The sequence below is a fragment of the Ralstonia sp. UBA689 genome (assembly GCF_002298975.1).
Taxonomy (GTDB): domain Bacteria; phylum Pseudomonadota; class Gammaproteobacteria; order Burkholderiales; family Burkholderiaceae; genus Ralstonia.
The window spans coordinates 176,378-195,162 of record NZ_DBMV01000037.1 but is presented as its reverse complement, the minus strand read 5'-3'; the positions used below and the strand labels follow the sequence as shown (position 1 = coordinate 195,162).

Below are 18,785 nucleotides of genomic sequence, written 5' to 3'. Positions count from 1 at the left end.
TTTCTTGTTTTGATGTTTTTTGTTCAGGAACCAGGGGTTGCGGCGGGGAGGCTGCATCGTCTGGGACTGATCACTTCTGGAGGCAACGATGGACTTCGACATGATTGAAACCGAAATGCAGGATGGCACCATCATCAAGGTGGTCGGCGTCGGCGGCGCGGGCGGTAATGCCGTGCAGCACATGATCAGCCGCGGCGTGCAAGGCGTGGAATTCATCTGCATGAACACCGACGCGCAGGCGCTCAAGCGTTCGACCGCGTCGCGCGTGCTGCAGCTCGGCAACACGGGCCTGGGCGCAGGTGCCAAGCCGGAAGTCGGCAAGCACTGCGCCGAAGAAGCCCGTGAGCAGATCGCCGACGCACTGCGCGGTGCGCACATGGTTTTCATCACCGCCGGCATGGGCGGCGGCACGGGCACGGGCGCCGCTCCGGTGGTCGCGCAGGTCGCCAAGGAAATGGGCATCCTGACCGTGGGCGTGGTCTCCAAGCCGTTCGACTTTGAAGGCGCACGTCGCTCGAAGGTCGGCGAGCATGGCGCCAACGAACTGGAAGGCCATGTCGACTCGCTGATCGTCGTGCTCAATGAAAAGCTCTTCGAAGTCATGGGCGATGACGCCGAGATGGACAAGTGCTTCCAGTGCGCCGACGACGTGCTGCACAACGCCGTGGCCGGCATTGCGGAAATCATCAACGTTGACGGTCTGGTGAACGTCGACTTCGAAGACGTGAAGACCGTGATGGGCGAACAAGGCAAGGCGATGATGGGCACGGCCACCGTGTCCGGCGTCGACCGCGCACGCCTGGCCGCCGAGCAAGCCGTGGCGAGCCCGCTGCTGGAAGGTGTGGACCTGTCGGGCGCGCGTGGCGTGCTGGTCAACATCACGGCCAGCCGCTCGCTCAAGCTGTCCGAGACCAAGGAAGTGATGAACACCATCCGCAGCTACGCCGCGGAAGATGCCACCGTCATCTTCGGTACGGTCTACGACGATGCCATGGGCGATGCGCTGCGCGTGACCGTGGTGGCGACGGGCCTGGGCCGTGCTGCCCGCAACAAGCAGCAACAGCCGCAGACGATGACGCTGCTCAAGACCGGTACCGACAACCAGCCGGTGGCCTTCGGCGGTGGTGCCATGGGCCATGCGGTGGCAGCCGCGCCGGACTACAGCAACTTTGACACCCCGGCCGTGTGGCGCAGCTCGCGTGAGTCGGCATCGGCTCATGTGGCCGCGCTGCAGGAAAAGGGCGTCGACACGTATGACATCCCGGCCTTCCTGCGCAAGCAGGCTGACTGATCGGGCAAGATGATCGGGTAACAAGCCCGCGCACGTCTGGCTGCCTGCGGCACCTCAAGCCGCGTGCGGCTCACGGCTCCCCTCCGTGACCGCCGCAGTGTGATGGTCTGCCGTCGATTGGTTGACAGCGAGCCGACAGCGCGCGATGAACCGGACACAGTCGTTGCCGCCGGGTGGGCTGGCCTCTGGCCGCCTCCCCGGAAGGGTTCACCCCGCCCGGCGGGTGTGTCCGTTCATCGCGCCGCGCGCGATGCGATGTGCCTGATGTGCCCGATGTGGTTGTCTCCCAGGACCGCCCGCGTGATTCACTCACGCGGGCGGTCTCGTTTTATGATCATCGTATTCGCCCGCAACGATTCGTCACCATCATGATCCAGCCTGGTCAACCGCTTCCCGATGCGACGCTGTACGAGTTCTTTGAGGTGGAAAAGGACGGTTGCGCGCTCGGCCCCAATGCCTTCTCCGTGCAGCATCTGGCCGAAGGCAAGACGGTCGTCATCTTTGGCTTGCCTGGGGCGTTCACACCGACCTGCTCTGCGCGCCACGTTCCGGGTTATATCGCGCACTACGACGCGCTGCGGGCCAAGGGCGTCGACGAAATCTGGTGTGTGTCGGTCAACGATGCCTTCGTGATGGGCGCCTGGGCGCGCGCGCAAGGCACCGATGAGAAGATCCGCATGCTGGCCGACGGCAGTGCGGAGTTCACGCGCAAGCTCGGCCTGGAGCAGGATCTTTCCAAGCGGGGCATGGGCGTGCGCTCGCAGCGGTACGCGATGGTCGTCAAAGCGGGTGTGGTAACAGCGCTACAGGTGGAGGCGCCGGGGCAGTTTGCCGTCAGCAGCGCGGAATCGATCTTGGCGATACTCTGACGCCGCATCGGAAACCCGCCAAATGGCGGATCCCACCTGCCTCCCCGCACCGTCACAAGGTTAATGAGCCGCCGGCGTGCGGCATGCGTGCGCTAAGGTTGAGCAGAGTGTGGACATTCCTAACATCCCGATACAAAAGTCGTTTTGAAGGCAGGGGTGTGAAAGTGGTATGCTTAGGGTTATCACCTATGCGGACCGCATAGATAAAAACAATCGTAGAGAATTTCGTGAGTTGAGGGCGGCCATGTTGAAACAACGCACCATCAAGTCCGTCGTCAAGACCGTCGGCATCGGGTTGCACTCCGGCCGCAAGGTAACGTTGACGTTGCGCCCGGCGGCTGCCGGCACGGGCATTGTGTTCACGCGCGTCGACCTGGACCCGGCCATCGAGATTCCCGCCACCGCCAGCGCCATCGGCGACACTCGCCTGGCCTCCGTGTTGCAGAAGGATGGCGCCCGCGTGTCTACCGTCGAGCACCTGATGTCGGCGTGCGCAGGCCTGGGCATCGACAACCTCTATGTGGATGTCGACGCAGAAGAGATTCCCATTATGGACGGCAGTGCTGCCTCATTCGTGTTTCTGCTGCAGTCGGCGGGTATCGAAGAGCAAGGCGCGGCCAAGCGTTTCATCCGCGTGATCAAGCCGGTGGAAGTCCGCGAGGGCGACAAGCTCGCCCGCCTGGACCCGTATTTCGGCTTCAAGCTGGCATTCACGATCGAGTTTCGTCATCCGGCTGTCGACAAGACCGGCCAGACCTTCGAGATCGACTTTGCCGACACCAGCTACACGCGTGAGATCGCCCGTGCGCGCACCTTCGGGTTTGCGCACGAGGTCGAAATGTTGCGTGAGGCGGGCTTGGCGCGCGGCGGCAGCCTCGACAACGCCATCGTGCTCGACGAGCACCGCATGCTGAACAACGACGAACTACGCTACGGCGACGAGTTCGTCCGCCACAAGATTCTCGATGCGATCGGCGATCTGTACGTGGTTGGCCATCCGCTGATCGCCGCGTACACCGCGCACAAGTCGGGCCACGGCCTGAACAACGCACTGCTGCGTGCGCTACTGGCCGATGAGACGGCTTATGAGATTGTCACGTTCGACAAGGTGGAAGAGGCGCCGCGCGCCTTCCTGCCGCAGTTGCAACCGGCGTTTTCCTGATCGGTTGTCGAGGCTGCATACATAAAAAAGCGCCCTGCGGGGCGCTTTTCATTTGGGCGCGCTATGTCGCGCGACCATTTCAGCCAACGCCTGGCGCAACGGCGAATCTGGCAGCTCATTGGCGAGTGTCGCCAGGCTATTGAGCCCAACTGTCGTCATCTTGGCGCGTTTGGGCGGCTTTTCGGTCTCCAGTGGCCATAAGCTGTCATTTCCGCCCTGCGGTTGTACCCGTACACGAATTGCGGTAATCTGCGATCCCCGGCGCTGCAGACGCTCTAGCAAGGTGGGTACCACCTGCCGCACGCGCGCCGCAGCCGCACCATGTGCGGCGAGCAACACCAAGGTCGCTTCCCGACTGTCGCGCGTGTCGTTCCTGATGCCGCCGATGGCCACTCCGCTCCCCAAGCCGGGCGGCAGTAGCGACAAGACCTCCGCTTCCAACGACGCCAATTGCTTGGCCGCCTGCATCAGCGGGCCGACCGAGCCGGCACCCGAGAGCCAGTCCTGGACCGGTTTTGCAATGGGCGTCTTGAGAGCGGGATGAACAAAGATTCGCATGCCGGCATTGTAGGGCGCTTCATCGTGCTTTCGTGTCGTCGGGCGGCCTTTTTGCCCCCTTTTTTGTCCACGGGTGAACGATGCAGATCATCCTGATTCATCCGCGCAAGACGGGCGCGGTGCACCTGTCGCGACGCCATGTCATCGCGACCATCGGTGCGGCACTGCTGGCCGTGGCAGCCCTGTCCGCCGGCGGGATGTGGCTGGCGGTCAAGCAAGGCCTGATGCCGGGTAGCAGTGTTTCCGCCGCTACCGACGGCGACCCGCACGTCACCCGCGAAAACCTCAACCTGATGGCCGCGCGCATCGGCGAGATGCAAGCGCAGATGGTGCGCCTGGACGCGCTGGGCGCTCGCGTGTCGGGCCTAGCCGGCGTGCAGCCGCGCGAGTTCGACTTCAAATCGCAGCCGGGCCGCGGCGGGCCGGAGGGCGCGTTCTCGCGGCCGATGTCGATGCCGGAGATCCGGTCGGAACTCGATCGCCTGACACGCTCGGCCGACCAGCGCAATGATTACCTCAGCGTGCTGGAAAGCACCCTGATGGACCGACAGATCCACGCCAAGATGATGCCGACCGTACGTCCGGTTGCCACGGGTTATGACTCGTCGGGCTTCGGTGTCCGGATCGATCCGTTTACGGGCCGGCGCACGCAGCACGACGGGGTGGACTTTGTCGGCCCGGTCGGCACGCCCATCGTGGCGGCGGCCGGCGGCGTGGTGGTCGCCAGCGAATACCGGTCGGATTACGGCAACATGGTCGACATCGACCACGGCAACGGGCTGAAGACGCGCTATGCCCATGCATCCAAGGTATTCGTCAAGATTGGTGACATCGTCAAGGCGGGCCAGCGCATTGCGCTGATCGGCCGTACCGGCCGCGCCACCGGGTCGCACCTGCACTTCGAGGTGCACGTCAACGACGTGCCGCAGAATCCGGTGGCCTTCCTGGAGAACGCAGGCCAACCCAAGATGGCGGCCACTAAGGCGCCGGGCCAGCAAGTCGCGGCCTCTGACATCGGCAAGAGCATGGCGGCGGCTGGTCACTAACCGGCTCGGGTTGCAATCGGGGCGCCCGCCCCCAATTCAGCGTGACTCGGCGGCCGCCCGGGGCGTACCCGGAATGCAGCCCAAGTGAGGCGTTCCTGCCACATCCGGCCGGCCCGCTGCCATCAAGCGGGGGATTGGCGCATGCTAAACTTCCGCCTTTGCGCCAACCCCCGCGCCAACTACTTTTGGGCCGTTGCGCCGCCTGAGTTTCGCCGTCTCTCGCGAAGCGTTTTTCCGGGTGGCTCACCGGCCCCAGTCATCGATGATCACGGGCCTTCTCAAGAAGATTTTCGGCAGCCGCAATGAGCGGCTGATCAAACAGTACCGCCGCAAGGTGGCGCAGATCAATGCGCTCGAGCCCAAGTTCGAAGCGCTTTCCGATGCCGAACTGCAGGCCAAGACTGCGGAGTTCCGTGAGCGTTTCGCCAAGGGCGAGACGCTGGACGCGTTGCTGCCTGAAGCGTTTGCCGTGTGCCGTGAGGCCAGCAAGCGCGTGATGAAGATGCGTCACTTCGACGTGCAGCTCATCGGCGGCATGGTGCTGCACGACGGCAAGATCGCCGAAATGCGCACCGGTGAGGGCAAGACGTTGACCGCCACGCTGGCGGTGTACCTGAACGCCATCGGCGGCCAGGGCGTGCACGTGGTGACGGTCAACGACTACCTCGCCCAGCGCGACGCCGAATGGATGGGTCGCCTGTACAACTGGCTGGGCCTGTCGGTGGGGGTGAACCTCACTACCATGGACCACGACCAGAAGCAGGGCGCCTACGCCGCAGACATTACCTACGGCACCAACAACGAGTTCGGCTTCGACTACCTGCGCGACAACATGGTGTACGACGCCGACCAGCGCGTGCAGCGTCCGCTGAACTACGCCATCGTCGATGAGGTGGACTCGATCCTGATCGACGAGGCGCGTACTCCGCTCATCATCTCCGGCCAGGCCGAAGACCACACCGACCTGTATCGCCGCATGAACGGCATCCCGGCGCAGCTCACGCGTCAGATCGGCGAAGAGAAGGCCGACGGCACGGGCGTCGAGAAGCCGGGCGATTACTACGTCGACGAGAAATCGCACCAGGTTTACCTGACCGAGCAGGGCCACGAGAAGGCAGAGCAGATCCTGCTGCAGGCCGGCCTGATCGGCGAGGGCGAATCGCTCTACGCGCCGCAGAACATCACGCTGATGCACCACCTGTACGCCGCCCTGCGCGCGCACAGCCTGTTCTTCCGCGACCAGCACTACGTGGTGCAGAACGGTGAAGTGGTGATCGTCGACGAATTTACCGGTCGCCTGATGTCTGGCCGCCGCTGGTCCGACGGGCTGCACCAAGCCGTGGAAGCCAAGGAAGGCGTGCAGATTCAGCAGGAAAACCAGACGCTGGCGACGATCACGTTCCAGAACTACTTCCGTATGTACAACAAGCTGTCGGGCATGACCGGCACGGCCGATACGGAAGCGTATGAGTTCCAGGAGATCTACGGCCTGGAGACCGTGGTGATCCCGACCAACCGTGCGCCCCAGCGCAAGGACCTGCAGGACCAGATCTACAAGACCGCGAAGGAGCGCTACGACGCCGTCATCCGCGATATCCGCGACTGCTTTGACCGCGGGCAGCCCGTGCTGGTCGGCACGACCTCCATCGAGAACTCCGAGCTGCTGTCGAACCTGCTGAATCAGGTCAAGCTGCCGCATCAGGTGCTCAACGCCAAGCAGCACGCTCGCGAGGCCGAGATCATCGCGCAGGCCGGCCGGCCCAAGATGATCACCATCGCGACCAACATGGCGGGCCGCGGTACCGACATCGTGCTGGGCGGCAATGTCGAGAAGCAATCCGGCTTCGTGATGGCCGACGAGTCGCTCTCCGAAGAGGAGAAGGCCGCGCGCGTGAAGACGCTGCAGGATGAGTGGCAATCGCTGCACGAGCAGGTGAAGGCTGCTGGCGGTCTGCACATTGTTGGCACGGAGCGCCATGAATCGCGCCGGATCGACAACCAACTGCGCGGCCGCGCCGGCCGTCAGGGCGACCCGGGTTCGTCGCGCTTCTATCTGTCGCTGGACGATCAGTTGCTGCGCATCTTCGCGGGCGACCGCGTGCGCGCCATCATGGATCGCCTGAAGATGCCCGAAGGCGAGCCGATCGAAGCCGGCATCGTCACGCGCTCGATCGAATCCGCCCAGCGCAAGGTCGAAGGCCGCAACTTCGACATCCGCAAGCAACTGCTGCAGTACGACGACGTTGCCAACGACCAGCGCCGGGAGATCTACAAGCTGCGCAACGACATTCTCGAAGCGGGCGATGTGGGCGAGCTGGTCAAGAACCTGCGCGAATCCGTGTTCACCGAGCTGTTCCGCACCTACGTGCCGGCCGAGACCATGGAAGAGCAGTGGGACGTTGCCGGTCTGGAAAAGACCCTGCGCGACGACTGGGGTGTCGACCAGCCGCTGGTGAAGACGCTGGAAGCTGCGCAGTCCATCGAAGACGAAGACCTGCTGAAGATGGTGCTGGAAGCCGCCGAGGCGGTGTACGAAGGCAAGGTGGCACAGGTCGGTCGCGAGTCGTTTGCCGGCTTCGAGCGCTCGGTGATGCTGCAGAGCCTCGATACGCACTGGCGCGAGCACCTGGCCGCGCTAGACATGCTGCGCCAGGGCATCCACCTGCGCGGCTACGCGCAGAAGGACCCGAAGCAGGAATACAAGCGCGAGTCGTTCGAGCTGTTTGGCCGTCTGCTCGATACCATCCGCAATGAAGTGACGCGCATCATCTTCACAGTGCGCATCCAGTCGCAGGAGCAGCTGGAGCAGGCTTCCGAACAGATCGAAGAAGACCTGTCGGCATTGTCCAACCTGCAATACAAGCACGACGAGTTCAGCGAACTGGCCGAGGTGGCTGCGGGCGATGCCGAGATTCACGGTGCGACGCCTGCCACGCCGGCGCACCTTTCGGCAGCGGCTGCCGCCGCAGCCGCGCTGGCAGGCGAAGTGCCCAAGGTCGGCCGCAATGATCCGTGCCCGTGCGGTTCGGGCAAGAAGTACAAGCAGTGCCACGGCAAGCTGGCCTGACGCTGTTTCTGCGCGCCGCTATTGCGGCGCGTTTCGCTCTCCGTTGAATCACGATGCCCGCAATGCGGGCATCCTCATTTGAAAGGTGTGCTCCATGGCTGTGAATCTCGTCGCGCCCGCTGCCGACTCCCTGTTGCCGATCGACGGCGTGGACCTTGGCTGGGCCGAAGCCGGTGTGCGCAAGGCCAATCGCAAAGACGTGCTGCTGGTGCGCATCGCCGAGGGTTCGAGCGTGGCCGGCGTGTTCACGCAGAACCGCTTCTGCGCGGCGCCGGTGCAGGTCTGCCGTGAGCATCTGGCCAGCGGCAAGGGCGCGCGCGCGATCGTCGTGAACACGGGCAACGCGAATGCCGGCACCGGTGCGCCGGGCCTCGCGCATGCGCGCCAGACGTGTGATGCCGTCGCCAAGCTGCTGGGCGTGTCGGAGCAGCAGGTTTTGCCGTTCTCGACGGGCGTCATTTTGGAGCCGCTGCCGGTTGATCGCATCATCGCCGGGCTGCCGGCCGCACAGGCCAACGCCAAGCCGGACAACTGGCTGGCCGCCGCGGAAGCCATCATGACCACCGATACCGTGCCCAAGGCCGCGTCCGCCACGTGCACGCTGTCGGGCAAGACAGTGCGCATGTCCGGGATCAGCAAGGGCGCGGGCATGATCCGCCCGAACATGGCGACCATGCTCGGCTTCATCGCCACTGATGCCAACGTCGACGAAGCCGTGCTGCAAGGCCTGGTGCGATACGCGGCCGACCACTCGTTCAACAGCGTGACGGTGGACGGCGACACCTCGACCAACGACTCGTTCGTCATCATCGCTACGGGCCGTGCCGGTACGCCGCGCATTGATTCGACTTCGCACCCCGACTATGCCGCGTTGCGCGATGCGGTGACGGGCCTTGCCCAGGAACTCGCGCAGAAGATCGTGCGCGACGGCGAGGGCGCGACCAAGTTCATGACCATCCGCGTTGAAGGCGGCCGCAACGTCGACGAATGCCGTCTGATCGCCTATGCGGTCGCGCACTCGCCGCTGGTCAAGACCGCGTTCTACGCGTCGGACCCCAATCTGGGCCGCATCCTGGCCGCCGTCGGCTATGCCGGCGTGACTGACCTCGACGTGAACGGCGTCAACCTGTGGCTCGACGACGTCTGGGTCGCCCGCGACGGTGGCCGCAACCCCGAGTACCGCGAAGAAGACGGCCAGCGCGTGATGAAGCAGGCCGAGATCACCGTGCGCATCGCGCTCGGCCGCGGCGATGCTGCCGCCACGGTGTGGACGTGCGACTTCTCGCACGACTACGTGTCGATCAACGCGGACTATCGTTCGTAAGCCGGAGCCTGCCGTTATGTCGTCCGACCTTTCTGCTCGGCTCGACCGCTTCCTGGGGCGGCTCGAGCAATGGCTGCCCCCTGAACTGACCGAAGCCGACTGGAAAGAGGCCGTCGCCTTCCGCTGGCGCAAGCGCCAGAGCCTGTTCGGCAACATCGGCTATCTGGCGCCGATCCGCCAGTTGCCGCCGATCCATCTGAGCGATCTGCACAACATCGAGCGCCAGAAAGAAGCAATCGTCGTCAACACGCGCCAGTTCGTGCGTAAGCTGCCGGCCAACAACGTGCTGCTCACGGGGGCGCGCGGCACCGGCAAGTCGTCGCTGATCAAGGCATGCCTGAATGAATTCGTGAAGGACGGCCTGCGCCTGATCGAAGTCGACAAGGATGACCTGGCCGACCTGGGCGATATCGTCGAGCGGCTTTCCAACCGCCCCGAGCGCTTCGCGATCTTCTGTGACGATCTCTCGTTCGAGGAAGGCGAATCGGGCTACAAGGCGCTGAAGTCTGCGCTTGACGGCTCGGTGGCGGCGCAGTCGGACAACGTACTGATCTACGCCACGTCCAACCGGCGCCACCTGTTGCCGGAGTATATGAAGGACAACGAGACCTACCAGCACATGCCGGACGGCGAGATCCATCCGGGCGAGGTGGTGGAAGAGAAGATCTCCCTGTCCGAGCGTTTCGGGCTGTGGCTGTCGTTCTACCCGCCCAAACAGGACGAATACCTGACCATCGTCGCCCACTGGCTCAAACACTTTGGCTGCAGCGACGAGGACATCGCCGCCGCCCGTGGCGATGCGCTGGTGTGGGCGCTGGAGCGCGGCTCGCGTTCGGGCCGTGTGGCGTGGCAGTTCGCGCGTGACTGGGGTGGCAAGCATGGGCGGCAGCATGTCGATTGAGTCGCCTATGCGTGTGCCGCCGACGCATACCCCCGACGGCCGCAAGATCACGGAGGTGGCCGTCGGCGTGCTGGTGCAGCCGGATGGCCGGTTTCTATTGGCGCAGCGCCCCGAGGGCAAGCCGTACGCTGGCTACTGGGAATTCCCGGGCGGCAAGCTGGAGGCGGGCGAAACCGTGGAAGCCGCCCTCACGCGTGAGCTGAAGGAAGAGCTCGACATCACGCTGCACACCTGCGTGCCCTGGCACACCATAGAGCACGACTATCCGCACGCCTATGTGCGACTGCACTTCTGCAAGGTGACGGCGTGGGAAGGCACGCTGCGCGCGCTGGAAGAGCAGGATTTCGCCTGGCAGACCCTGCCGATCACCGTCGATCCGGTCCTGCCGGCGACGCTGCCCGTCTTCGAGTGGATGCGCCAGGAGCGCGGCGCGACGCCTGCATGACCAACGCGCTCCCGACGCTCGATTACTGAGCTTGCAGGAAGGCGGCAACCGCCTTCGCCTGTTCGTCCGTCAGTGTGTGGGCGACGGCGCTCATCACCGGCGCATTGGAGCGCGTACCGTTCTTGAACACGCTGATCTGCCGCAGAAGATAGGCTTCGTGCTGCCCCGCCAGGCGCGGAAAGGTGTCGTTGCCCTCGGCATGGGCGCCGTGGCACGAGGCGCAGGCCGGCACGCCTTCCGTCGGCAGGCCGTGCTCGAAGATCTCCTTGCCGCGTGCCATGAGCGCCGAGTCCCCGGCAGGGCCGGCCGGAGCTGACTGGTGCGCGTAGTACTCGGCCAGCGAGGCGATGGTCGCGTCGTCAAGCTGCGAGGCGATCCCCCACATGAACGCTTGCGCGTCTGTCTCGCCGCGCCCGCGGTTGCGGAAACTCTTGAGCTGCGCTTCCAGGTAGTGCGGCACCTGCGCATCCAGGCGCGGGAACATGGGGGATTCGCTTTTGCCGTGCGCCCCATGGCAGGACGAGCACAGTTGCGCCGCCAGCTTTTCGCCGTCTGCCGCGCCGGCTGCACAGGGCCATCCGACGATCATCGCGGCAGTCAAGGCGACGACATACAGCCATCCGGTGGTGTGAGGTCTTTTCATCGCGCTCTTCCTGTATGCGAGTCGAACCTGCCGCTAGAACATGAACCAGCCGAGCAGGTAGATCGTGTTGTTGTCGATCGCGTTGCGGCCGTTGCCATCGTAGTTGCTGTGTGCGCCGTTGAACTTCGTGTACCACGTGTACTGCAGCGCCAGCTTGACCTGCGGGTGCGGCAGGTAGTCGAGTTCGAAGATGAGGCCCTGCGTGTCTGGTCGGCCATTGGCGCTGCCGGTCACGGGCGCGGGCGCGTATAGGCCGGGGTCCGCGCTGCCGGTGGTCGAGAAGTAGGCCAGCGACGCGCCGTACTTGCGCTGGTAGTAGTAAGACGCCTTGGCCTTGAATGTGTCCAGCTTGTCGGTTGCGTTGGCTGGCGTCGGGCCGGCGCCGATGCCGCCGCTCGGGAAGCTCGCTCGCCAGTTTTGCTGTTCGTGGATCCACGCCATCTGTGCCGTGAAGGCGTGCGTCATGGTCAGGTACTGGTACTGTCCATCCACCGCGAAGTCTCGGAAGCGATCGGTCGGCGTGCCGGGCATGGTGTTGTCGGGATACCGGTTGGCCAGCAGCCCGAAAGTGCCCACCATGAACGAATGCGGCCCCCATTCCTGGTTGTAGGCAATGCGCCAGTATGGGTTGGCACCGCTCAGGCGGGCCACGCCGCCCGGGGTGGCCGTGTCCTGTCCGGCGCGGAAGACCGAAAACGCCTGGTCCGCCGTGCGATACGCGCCGAACTCGGCATAGATGTGACGCTGCCAGAAGGCATACGCGCTCGCGCCGACAACCTGCTGCGCCAGGCTGCCGTCGACCAGCGTACTGGCCAGCGGCGGCACGCCGATATTGGGCGCAGCGTACGGGTAGCCAAAGGCCGGGCTGCTGTTCCAGACATCGGACATCGTCGGATTGTTATTGACCGTGATGCCGTAGATGAAATCGACGTCCTCGCGCGTCAGGTGCCATGCGGCGCGAATGTCGGTGTTATCCAGCGCGCTATGGTGGGCGATGCCGTCATAGGTCCATTGGGCGAAGGCGCCGACCGGCCCATAGATGCGCCCGGCATAGAAAAGACTCGCCTGCTGGAGCACCGTATCGCCGTTGCGAACGAAGTCGAAGTCTTCCTGGTCGATGGTTCGCGTGTTGGTGCGCGACATCTGAACCATGCCCGAGACAGGGATCGTCTTGTTGTTCGACAGCGTGTAGCCGGTCATCTTGAAGAACCGGCCAAACGGCGTGAGTTCGGGAAAGCTGACATGGCAGGCCATGCAGGCCATGCCGGTCTGGCGTGCGAAGGCCGGGACCGCGCCGGCTTGTCCAGACCCGAAAGCCAAGCCGCCAAGCAGCAGCCAGCCAAGCGCCCTGAGCGCAGCCATAGACCGTCGCATGGTGCCCCTCCCTTATTTTTAGGTTTTCACCAGCTCGCCTGATCATGAAAGGCGCTCAGGCTGCTTCTGTCAATACGGGGAAGTGGTCACCCTGACATGGATCAACCGCCGCTCGGTGATGTCCTGGAAGCAGCTTGGTAGGGGCAGCGCAAGGGAAGGGGATTTTGCGGCGTGTTGTCCAGCGCACGCCGCATTCGAGGGGGGGGGGGGGGGCGCGCAGGGCGCGAGAGTTCAGTTGAGCTTGCCGCTTACATCGCCGCCCGGCGCATCAGGCGGCAGATCGTCATCTTCGACCACAGGAATCGTGTACTGCTCGGCAGCCCAGGCGCCCAGGTCGATCTGCTTGCAGCGCTCGGAGCAGAACGGGCGGTAGCGGCTCTCCGGCACCCAGGGCACCGGCTTGCCGCAGGTTGGGCATTTGACGGTCTTTGCTGTCATGGGTGATTCGCTCAGAAATTACAGAGCTTGAGCTGGAACGGGATGTCCGCATCGACCGGCCTGGGCCGCAGGTCGCCATCCTGCTGGGTGAAGCGCACCCAGAGCATGTACTTGTTGGCGCTGATCTCGGGGATGAAGCCCAGCGCCGCATCGTCCAGGCGCACCTGCATAAGCTGGTATACGCGGCCCGACAGCATCTGCTGATAGCTGCCGGCGTTAGCAATGACCTTGCCGCTCTGGCCCGATTCGCGCAGCAGGCGCAGCACGATCATGGTGGCGTCGCGCAGCGGCACCAGGGGCTGGGCCCATTTGATGATGTCGGTGCGCCGGCGCTCGGCCGGGTGATGCTGCCATGCAAAATACGCCGGCAGGTCGAACTCACACGTGCCACCCGGGATGATGGCGCGGCTGCGGATGCTGGTCAGCCATTCGTTGTCGGCGATCAGTTGGCCGGCCTTGCCGTGCGTGGCGGTGAGGTTGCCCGAGGCGGTTTCCAGCTCGCTGATGACGGCGTCGAGCGCGTCCTGGTCGATCTGCGGATTGGCGCGCAGCGCGGTGAGCGTCTGACGCTGGCGGTCGAGTTCTTTGAGGAGGTCGGATTTGAGGTCGGCGCGGCCGGCCACGTCGACGATCTCGAACAGCGTGGTCAGCGCCACATGGTGCTGCAGCGGTTGTTCCTGCACGAGAAAGAAATCCAGCCGCTCGAACAGGTCTTCGAGCCGCAGCAGCGTCCGAATGCGTTCGTTGAAGGGATATTCGTACAGAATCAAAACTTGGGTGCCCGTTTGGCTGGCACGAAGCCCGTTTGGCTTCGATCTGAGCGCATTCTATGCGAGACCCTTGTTCATCACAATGAAAAGGGCGCCAACGTTCGCGAAGTCCGCTTTCAGACGGTTTCAGTTCGTCCGCCAGGCTTGGTCCAGACGGCTGATCTGCGCAAGCAGGTCAGCCAGCGTGCCGCTGTTGTCGATCACGTCGTCGGCGGCAGCCAGGCGGGCTTCGCGTGTGGCTTGAGCGGAGATGATGGCCTCCACCTGCGCGCGCGGCAGGCCGTTGCGGGCCATTACGCGGGCAATCTGCGTCTCGACCGGGCAATCGACCACGAGGATGCGGTCGACCAGCTTGCGCCAGCTCTGGTGCCCGGCCAGCGATTCCACCAGCAGCGGAACCACGTAGACGAGGTACGGATGCCCCCCCGATGCCTGCGCCGCTGCGCCACGTGACAGCGCGATCTCGCGGATCAGCGGATGCGTGATCTGCTCCAGGCGTGTCTTGGCGGTGACATCGGAAAAGACGAGGGCGCGCATGGCATCGCGGTCCATGGCGCCATCGGCGCGCAGGATGCCGGGGCCGAAGGCCTCGACCAGCTTGGGCGTCGCGGCCCCGCCTGGCGCTGTGATCTCGTGCGCGATGGCATCGGTGTCGACGATGGCGGCGCCGCGCTCGGCGAAGCGGTCCGCCACGTAGCTCTTGCCGCTGCCGATGCCGCCGGTCAGGCCGATTACACGCATACGGGCAGCGTCCTCAAGGGGCCAGCAAGGGCGTGGTCCCTGTCAGCCCGATCAATTGCGGGCCTGCCAGCAGGGCGATCACGCCGGCGCCGGCAATGAACGGTCCGAACGAGAACGGCGAGTCGCTCTTCGCGCCGCGCACGATGCGCAACAGCCCGAACACCAGCCCTACCACCGAAGACAGCAGCACCAGCAACGGCAGCGCTTGCCAGCCGAACCAGGCGCCCAGCGCCGCCATCAGCTTGAAGTCGCCGTAGCCCATGCCTTCGCGGTCGCGCAGCAGCTTGTAGGCCCAGTAGATGGTCCAGAGGAAGAGGTAGCCGGCCATCGCGCCCATCACCGCATCTTGCAAGTGCGTGAACATGCCAAACAGGTTCACCCCCAGACCCAGCCAGAGCAGCGGCTGGGTGATGGCGTCGGGCAGCAGTTGGGTATCGGCGTCAATCATCGTGCCGGCGATCAGGAACCACAGCAGCACGGCCGAGGCCACCGCCACCCAGGTCGGCCCGAAGTGCCACAGGCAGGCGGCGGTCAGCAGGCCGGTGACCAGTTCCACGGCCGGGTAGCGCCAGGAGATCGGCGTCTTGCAGGCGCTGCAGCGGCCGCGCAGCGCCAGCCAGCTCAGCACGGGGATGTTCTCCACCGCCTTGATCTGGTGCCCGCAAGACGGGCACGCCGAGCGTGGCACGATCAGGTTGTAGGTGTCGGGGTGGGGCAGCGGTTCCTCGCGCAATTCGGCGATGTAGTTGGCTTCCTCGCGCTCGATCATGCGCGGCAGGCGGTGAATCACCACGTTGAGGAAACTGCCGACCAGCAGGCCGACCAGCCCGCCCGCCCCAATCGCGAACCACGCTGGCAGTTGCGCCAGCGTGGGGATGACGAACATCTCGGGCATCAGACCACCTGGCCCAGTTTGAAGATCGGCAGGTACATCGCCACCACCATGCCGCCAATCAGCACGCCCAGGATCACGATGATGATCGGCTCGATCAGCGCGGAGATATTCGCCACGGCGTCGTCCACCTCGCGCTCGTAGAACTCGGCCACCTTCAGCAGCATGTTGTCCAGGGCGCCGGATTCTTCACCGATCTGCGTCATCTGCAGCACCATGTTGTCGAACACGTGCGTGGCTTGCATGGCGTTGGTCAGGCTGGTACCGATGCGCACCGCCTGCTGGATCTCGAGCGTGGCGTCGTGATAGACCCAGTTGCCGGCCGCGCCCGCCACCGACTCCATTGATTCCACCAGCGGCGTGCCGGCGGCGAACATCGTGGCCAGCGTACGCGTCCAGCGGGCGACGGTCGCCTTGCGGATGATGCTGCCGAAGATCGGCATCTTGAGGATGAGCCGATGCGTCTTGCGCTGGACGTCCTCCGAGCGTTTAAACGCCCGCGTGAACAGCACAATGCCAATGATGGGCGCGAAGACGATGATGTACCACCACTGCACGAAGAAGTCGGAGATGCCCATCACCACCAGCGTCGGGGCAGGCAGCGTGGCACCGAAGCTGGAGAACACGCCCTTGAATGCCGGCACCACGAAGATCATCAGCACCACCGTCACCAGAAAGGCCACCGTCAGCACCGAAATCGGATAGATCATGGCCGACTTGATCTGCGCCTTCAGCGCGATCGACTTTTCCATGTACAGCGACAGGCGCTCGAGCAGCGCGTCGAGAATGCCGCCCTGTTCGCCGGCGTCGATCAGGTTGCAGTACAGCGTGTCGAAGTACTGGGGATGGCGGCGGAAGGCCTGCGCCATGCTGCTGCCCGATTCGATGTCGAAGCGGATTTCCGTCAGCAGTTGCGTGAAGTTCGGATTGGCATGGCCACGCGCGATGATGTCGATCGACTGCAGCAGCGGCACGCCGGCCTTGAGCATGGTCGAGAGCTGGCGCGTGAAGTAAGCCACGTCTTTTGGCGTGATCTTCTTGCCGCGGGCGGCGCGGCGGCGTTTGGACTTGGTGATCGACAAGCCTTGCTTGCGCAGGATGGCGTTGACCTCGGTGATGCTCTCCGCCCGCATCTCGCCCTTGAAAATCTTGCCTTTGCGGTCCTTGCCTTCCCACTCGAAGATGTACTGCGTGGGTGCCTTCTTGGCAGCGGTCTTGCGTGCTGGCGCGGCGGCCGCGCTCTTTGAGGCCGGTCTTGCGGCTGGTGCTCGTGTGGCCATGATTGGTTCCTACCCCCCGGTATGGGAACGATTGATCGAGAAGGTTATTGGTTCGTCGTGGCCAGCACTTCCTCAAGGGAAGTTAGCCCCTGCTTCACTTTCCTCAGACCCGATTCGCGCAGCGAGAGCACCCCCTCCTTGCGCGCCTGCTCGGCGATCTGCAGTGCCGTGCCATGCGTGAGGATGATCTCCTGAATCGCCTCGGTGATCGGCATGACCTGATAGATACCGACCCGGCCCTTGTAGCCGCTGCCGTTGCAGGTCTCGCAGCCAACCGGATGGTACGGCTGCCAGGAGCCGTCGAGGTCGGCCTCGGTAAAGCCCGCATCGAACAGCGTTTCCTTGGGCAACGGCCCCGGCTTCTTGCATTCCTTGCATAACCGGCGCGCCAGACGCTGTGCCGTAATCATCAGGACCGAAGACGCGATGTTGAACGGCGCCACGCCCATGTTCATCAGGCGTGTGAGCGTGGTCGGCGCATCGTTGGTGTGCAGCGTGGAAAACACCAAGTGACCGGTCTGCGCAGCCTTGATCGAGATGTCCGCCGTTTCCAGATCCCGGATTTCGCCCACCATGATGATGTCCGGATCCTGCCGCAGGAACGACTTGAGCGCGGCCGCGAAAGTGAGCCCCGCCTTGTCGTTCACGTTGACCTGGTTGATGCCGGGCAACTGGATTTCAGCCGGATCCTCGGCCGTGGAAATATTGATGTCGCCCTGGTTCAGCTTGTTCAGGAAGGTGTAGAGCGACACCGTCTTGCCCGAGCCGGTCGGCCCCGTCACCAGCACCATGCCATACGGCCGCTTGATCACGTCCAGCAGCAGTTGCTTCTGCTCGGGCTCGTAGCCGAGCTGGTCGATGTCCAACCGCTCGGTGGACGACTCCAGAATCCGGATTACGATCTTCTCGCCGAACAGCGTCGGCAGCGTCGACACCCGGAAGTCGATGGCGCGCTCGACCATCTCTTTGTTCTCTTTGTCCTTCTTGTCTTTCGGGACGGTGATGAGCAGCTTCATGCGGCCGTCTTGCGGCACGCGCTTTTCCGAGATGTCCAAGCGCGAGAGCACCTTGATGCGGGTGGCGATCTTGTCGCGGATATCGAGCGGCGGCTGCGCGACTTGCGCCAGGATGCCGTCGATACGGAAACGCACGCGGTAAAACGTTTCAAACGGCTCGAAGTGCAAGTCCGACGCGCCGCGCAGCAGGGCTTCGGTAAAAAGCTTCTGCAGGAAGCGCACCACGGGGGCATCGTCGATGCCGTCGGCGGCGGTGCGGCGCGTGGCCGCAGCGGCGCCGGGGTCGTACTCGATCTGCGTGGCTTCCTGCTTGGGGAAGAGCGACTTGATCTCGGCCGGCGCCTCATTGGCCAGGCTCAATTGGCGCACCAGCTTGTCGTGCTCGACGATGACCGTTTCGATCGCCACGTTCATCTTCTGGCGCAGCTCGTCGATCGGCTTCGGGTCGCTCGGGTCGGACGTCGCGATGATCAGCCGGTTCTCGCGGCGGCCCAGCGGCAGCAGGCGCATCTGGGCGAAGTGCTTGTTGGCCGTCAGCACGGCCGGCACGGTGTCGAGCTTGTACTGCGCCAGATCCAGCAGCGGCATCTGGTACTTGCCGGCCACGAACACGGCCAGGTCGTGCGCACTCATGATCCCGCTGCTCACCAACTCGTCGATCAGCTGCGTGCGCTTCTCGCGCGCGCTCTGTTCCAACTGGGTGAGTAACGTCGGCGCAATCCGCCGGCTCTGTGCAAGAGCAAGTCCGAGTGTCATGAGTCCGTCTGGCTGACCATTTCAGCGCGCGCCCGGCCCCACCGCCTTGAACGTGCGCCCGCCCCCCAAAGGCGAGTTATTTCATGTTTTGCAGTCGGCGCCCCACCCATTCGTGGGGGGTGGTGCCCGGAACCGGGGCAGTTTGCCGACCGCCCCCTGATTTGTAAAGCGCGCTTCCAAGTGCCACTTGCATTTGTGCCACATCGGCAGAA

General features: G+C 64.2%; 17 protein-coding genes. 8 read left to right on the top strand and 9 right to left on the bottom strand.

Going from position 1 to position 18,785, the window contains the following annotated elements; translation table 11 throughout:
* The first annotated feature begins 88 nt into the window (after window positions 1-88).
* The 3 genes from ftsZ to lpxC all read left to right on the top strand — a co-directional run bounded on the left by ftsZ (window position 89) and on the right by lpxC (window position 3,322).
* Entirely contained in the window at window positions 89-1,291 is a 1,203-nt protein-coding gene (ftsZ, locus tag B4F51_RS17595) for a cell division protein FtsZ (protein WP_296227656.1), read from the top strand.
* 368 nt (window positions 1,292-1,659) lie between these two features.
* Complete coding sequence (locus tag B4F51_RS17590) at window positions 1,660-2,160, top strand: peroxiredoxin (RefSeq protein WP_296227654.1); 501 nt, start codon at window positions 1,660-1,662, stop codon at window positions 2,158-2,160.
* Window positions 2,161-2,404: 244 nt separating this feature from the next.
* Window positions 2,405-3,322 (top strand): UDP-3-O-acyl-N-acetylglucosamine deacetylase, encoded by a 918-nt coding sequence (gene lpxC / locus B4F51_RS17585; RefSeq protein ID WP_296227652.1) that lies wholly within the window; start codon window positions 2,405-2,407, stop codon window positions 3,320-3,322.
* A 48-nt stretch (window positions 3,323-3,370) separates the two neighbouring features.
* Here the strand turns inward: lpxC and B4F51_RS17580 are convergent, their stop codons facing one another.
* A complete protein-coding gene (locus B4F51_RS17580; protein WP_296227651.1) occupies window positions 3,371-3,880 on the bottom strand; it encodes a DciA family protein in 510 nt (169 codons plus the stop codon).
* An 80-nt stretch (window positions 3,881-3,960) separates the two neighbouring features.
* On the opposite strand from B4F51_RS17580, the gene B4F51_RS17575 reads away from it, so the two are divergent.
* The 5 genes from B4F51_RS17575 (at window position 3,961) to B4F51_RS17555 (ending at window position 10,663) form a co-directional block, all read left to right on the top strand.
* Window positions 3,961-4,926, top strand: coding sequence for a M23 family metallopeptidase (locus tag B4F51_RS17575; protein WP_296227649.1), 966 nt, complete (start codon window positions 3,961-3,963; stop codon window positions 4,924-4,926).
* Window positions 4,927-5,188: 262 nt separating this feature from the next.
* A complete protein-coding gene (gene secA, locus B4F51_RS17570; RefSeq protein WP_296227647.1) occupies window positions 5,189-7,993 on the top strand; it encodes a preprotein translocase subunit SecA in 2,805 nt (934 codons plus the stop codon).
* 94 nt (window positions 7,994-8,087) lie between these two features.
* The gene (gene argJ, locus B4F51_RS17565) at window positions 8,088-9,317 is read left to right on the top strand and encodes a bifunctional glutamate N-acetyltransferase/amino-acid acetyltransferase ArgJ (protein WP_296227645.1); all 1,230 of its coding nucleotides are present in this window, start codon (window positions 8,088-8,090) and stop codon (window positions 9,315-9,317) included.
* Between the two features lie 16 nt (window positions 9,318-9,333).
* Window positions 9,334-10,218, top strand: coding sequence for an ATP-binding protein (locus tag B4F51_RS17560; protein ID WP_296227643.1), 885 nt, complete (start codon window positions 9,334-9,336; stop codon window positions 10,216-10,218).
* Window positions 10,196-10,663: an NUDIX domain-containing protein gene (locus B4F51_RS17555; protein ID WP_414706785.1), complete on the top strand. Its 468-nt coding sequence runs from the start codon at window positions 10,196-10,198 to the stop codon at window positions 10,661-10,663. The genes B4F51_RS17560 and B4F51_RS17555 overlap by 23 nt, the downstream gene beginning before the upstream one ends.
* Before the next feature lie 22 nt (window positions 10,664-10,685).
* Here B4F51_RS17555 and B4F51_RS17550 read toward each other — a convergent pair whose 3' ends face one another.
* The 8 genes from B4F51_RS17550 to pilB all read right to left on the bottom strand — a co-directional run bounded on the left by B4F51_RS17550 (window position 10,686) and on the right by pilB (window position 18,573).
* Window positions 10,686-11,252 carry a c-type cytochrome gene (locus tag B4F51_RS17550; protein WP_296227717.1) on the bottom strand — a complete coding sequence of 189 codons (567 nt, stop codon included), beginning with the start codon at window positions 11,250-11,252 and terminating at the stop codon, window positions 10,686-10,688.
* Window positions 11,253-11,339: 87 nt separating this feature from the next.
* The gene (locus B4F51_RS17545) at window positions 11,340-12,680 is read right to left on the bottom strand and encodes a cytochrome C (protein ID WP_296227639.1); all 1,341 of its coding nucleotides are present in this window, start codon (window positions 12,678-12,680) and stop codon (window positions 11,340-11,342) included.
* 231 nt (window positions 12,681-12,911) lie between these two features.
* Entirely contained in the window at window positions 12,912-13,118 is a 207-nt protein-coding gene (locus B4F51_RS17540) for a DNA gyrase inhibitor YacG (RefSeq protein ID WP_296227637.1), read from the bottom strand.
* Between the two features lie 11 nt (window positions 13,119-13,129).
* Entirely contained in the window at window positions 13,130-13,888 is a 759-nt protein-coding gene (gene zapD / locus B4F51_RS17535; RefSeq protein ID WP_296227635.1) for a cell division protein ZapD, read from the bottom strand.
* A 126-nt stretch (window positions 13,889-14,014) separates the two neighbouring features.
* The gene (coaE, locus tag B4F51_RS17530; protein WP_296227634.1) at window positions 14,015-14,629 is read right to left on the bottom strand and encodes a dephospho-CoA kinase; all 615 of its coding nucleotides are present in this window, start codon (window positions 14,627-14,629) and stop codon (window positions 14,015-14,017) included.
* Between the two features lie 13 nt (window positions 14,630-14,642).
* Entirely contained in the window at window positions 14,643-15,524 is an 882-nt protein-coding gene (locus tag B4F51_RS17525; protein WP_296227632.1) for a prepilin peptidase, read from the bottom strand.
* Window positions 15,524-16,801 (bottom strand): type II secretion system F family protein, encoded by a 1,278-nt coding sequence (locus tag B4F51_RS17520; protein ID WP_296227630.1) that lies wholly within the window; start codon window positions 16,799-16,801, stop codon window positions 15,524-15,526. Before B4F51_RS17520 ends, B4F51_RS17525 begins: the two co-directional genes overlap by 1 nt.
* Window positions 16,802-16,845: 44 nt before the next feature.
* On the bottom strand, window positions 16,846-18,573 hold the full coding sequence (gene pilB / locus B4F51_RS17515; protein ID WP_296227628.1) for a type IV-A pilus assembly ATPase PilB: 1,728 nt from the start codon (window positions 18,571-18,573) through the stop codon (window positions 16,846-16,848).
* Between the last annotated feature and the right edge of the window lie 212 nt (window positions 18,574-18,785).

Bases quoted from the DNA above. Each gene is read 5' to 3' on its own strand.
- ftsZ (WP_296227656.1), top strand. From the start codon at position 89: ATGGACTTCGACATGATTGAAACCGAAATGCAGGATGGCACCATCATC.
- B4F51_RS17590 (WP_296227654.1), top strand. From the start codon at position 1,660: ATGATCCAGCCTGGTCAACCGCTTCCCGATGCGACGCTGTACGAGTTC.
- lpxC (WP_296227652.1), top strand. From the start codon at position 2,405: ATGTTGAAACAACGCACCATCAAGTCCGTCGTCAAGACCGTCGGCATC.
- B4F51_RS17580 (WP_296227651.1), bottom strand. From the start codon at position 3,880: ATGCGAATCTTTGTTCATCCCGCTCTCAAGACGCCCATTGCAAAACCG.
- B4F51_RS17575 (WP_296227649.1), top strand. From the start codon at position 3,961: ATGCAGATCATCCTGATTCATCCGCGCAAGACGGGCGCGGTGCACCTG.
- secA (WP_296227647.1), top strand. From the start codon at position 5,189: ATGATCACGGGCCTTCTCAAGAAGATTTTCGGCAGCCGCAATGAGCGG.
- argJ (WP_296227645.1), top strand. From the start codon at position 8,088: ATGGCTGTGAATCTCGTCGCGCCCGCTGCCGACTCCCTGTTGCCGATC.
- B4F51_RS17560 (WP_296227643.1), top strand. From the start codon at position 9,334: ATGTCGTCCGACCTTTCTGCTCGGCTCGACCGCTTCCTGGGGCGGCTC.
- B4F51_RS17555 (WP_414706785.1), top strand. From the start codon at position 10,196: ATGGGCGGCAGCATGTCGATTGAGTCGCCTATGCGTGTGCCGCCGACG.
- B4F51_RS17550 (WP_296227717.1), bottom strand. From the start codon at position 11,252: ATGATCGTCGGATGGCCCTGTGCAGCCGGCGCGGCAGACGGCGAAAAG.
- B4F51_RS17545 (WP_296227639.1), bottom strand. From the start codon at position 12,680: ATGCGACGGTCTATGGCTGCGCTCAGGGCGCTTGGCTGGCTGCTGCTT.
- B4F51_RS17540 (WP_296227637.1), bottom strand. From the start codon at position 13,118: ATGACAGCAAAGACCGTCAAATGCCCAACCTGCGGCAAGCCGGTGCCC.
- coaE (WP_296227634.1), bottom strand. From the start codon at position 14,629: ATGCGTGTAATCGGCCTGACCGGCGGCATCGGCAGCGGCAAGAGCTAC.
- B4F51_RS17525 (WP_296227632.1), bottom strand. From the start codon at position 15,524: ATGCCCGAGATGTTCGTCATCCCCACGCTGGCGCAACTGCCAGCGTGG.
- B4F51_RS17520 (WP_296227630.1), bottom strand. From the start codon at position 16,801: ATGGCCACACGAGCACCAGCCGCAAGACCGGCCTCAAAGAGCGCGGCC.
- pilB (WP_296227628.1), bottom strand. From the start codon at position 18,573: ATGACACTCGGACTTGCTCTTGCACAGAGCCGGCGGATTGCGCCGACG.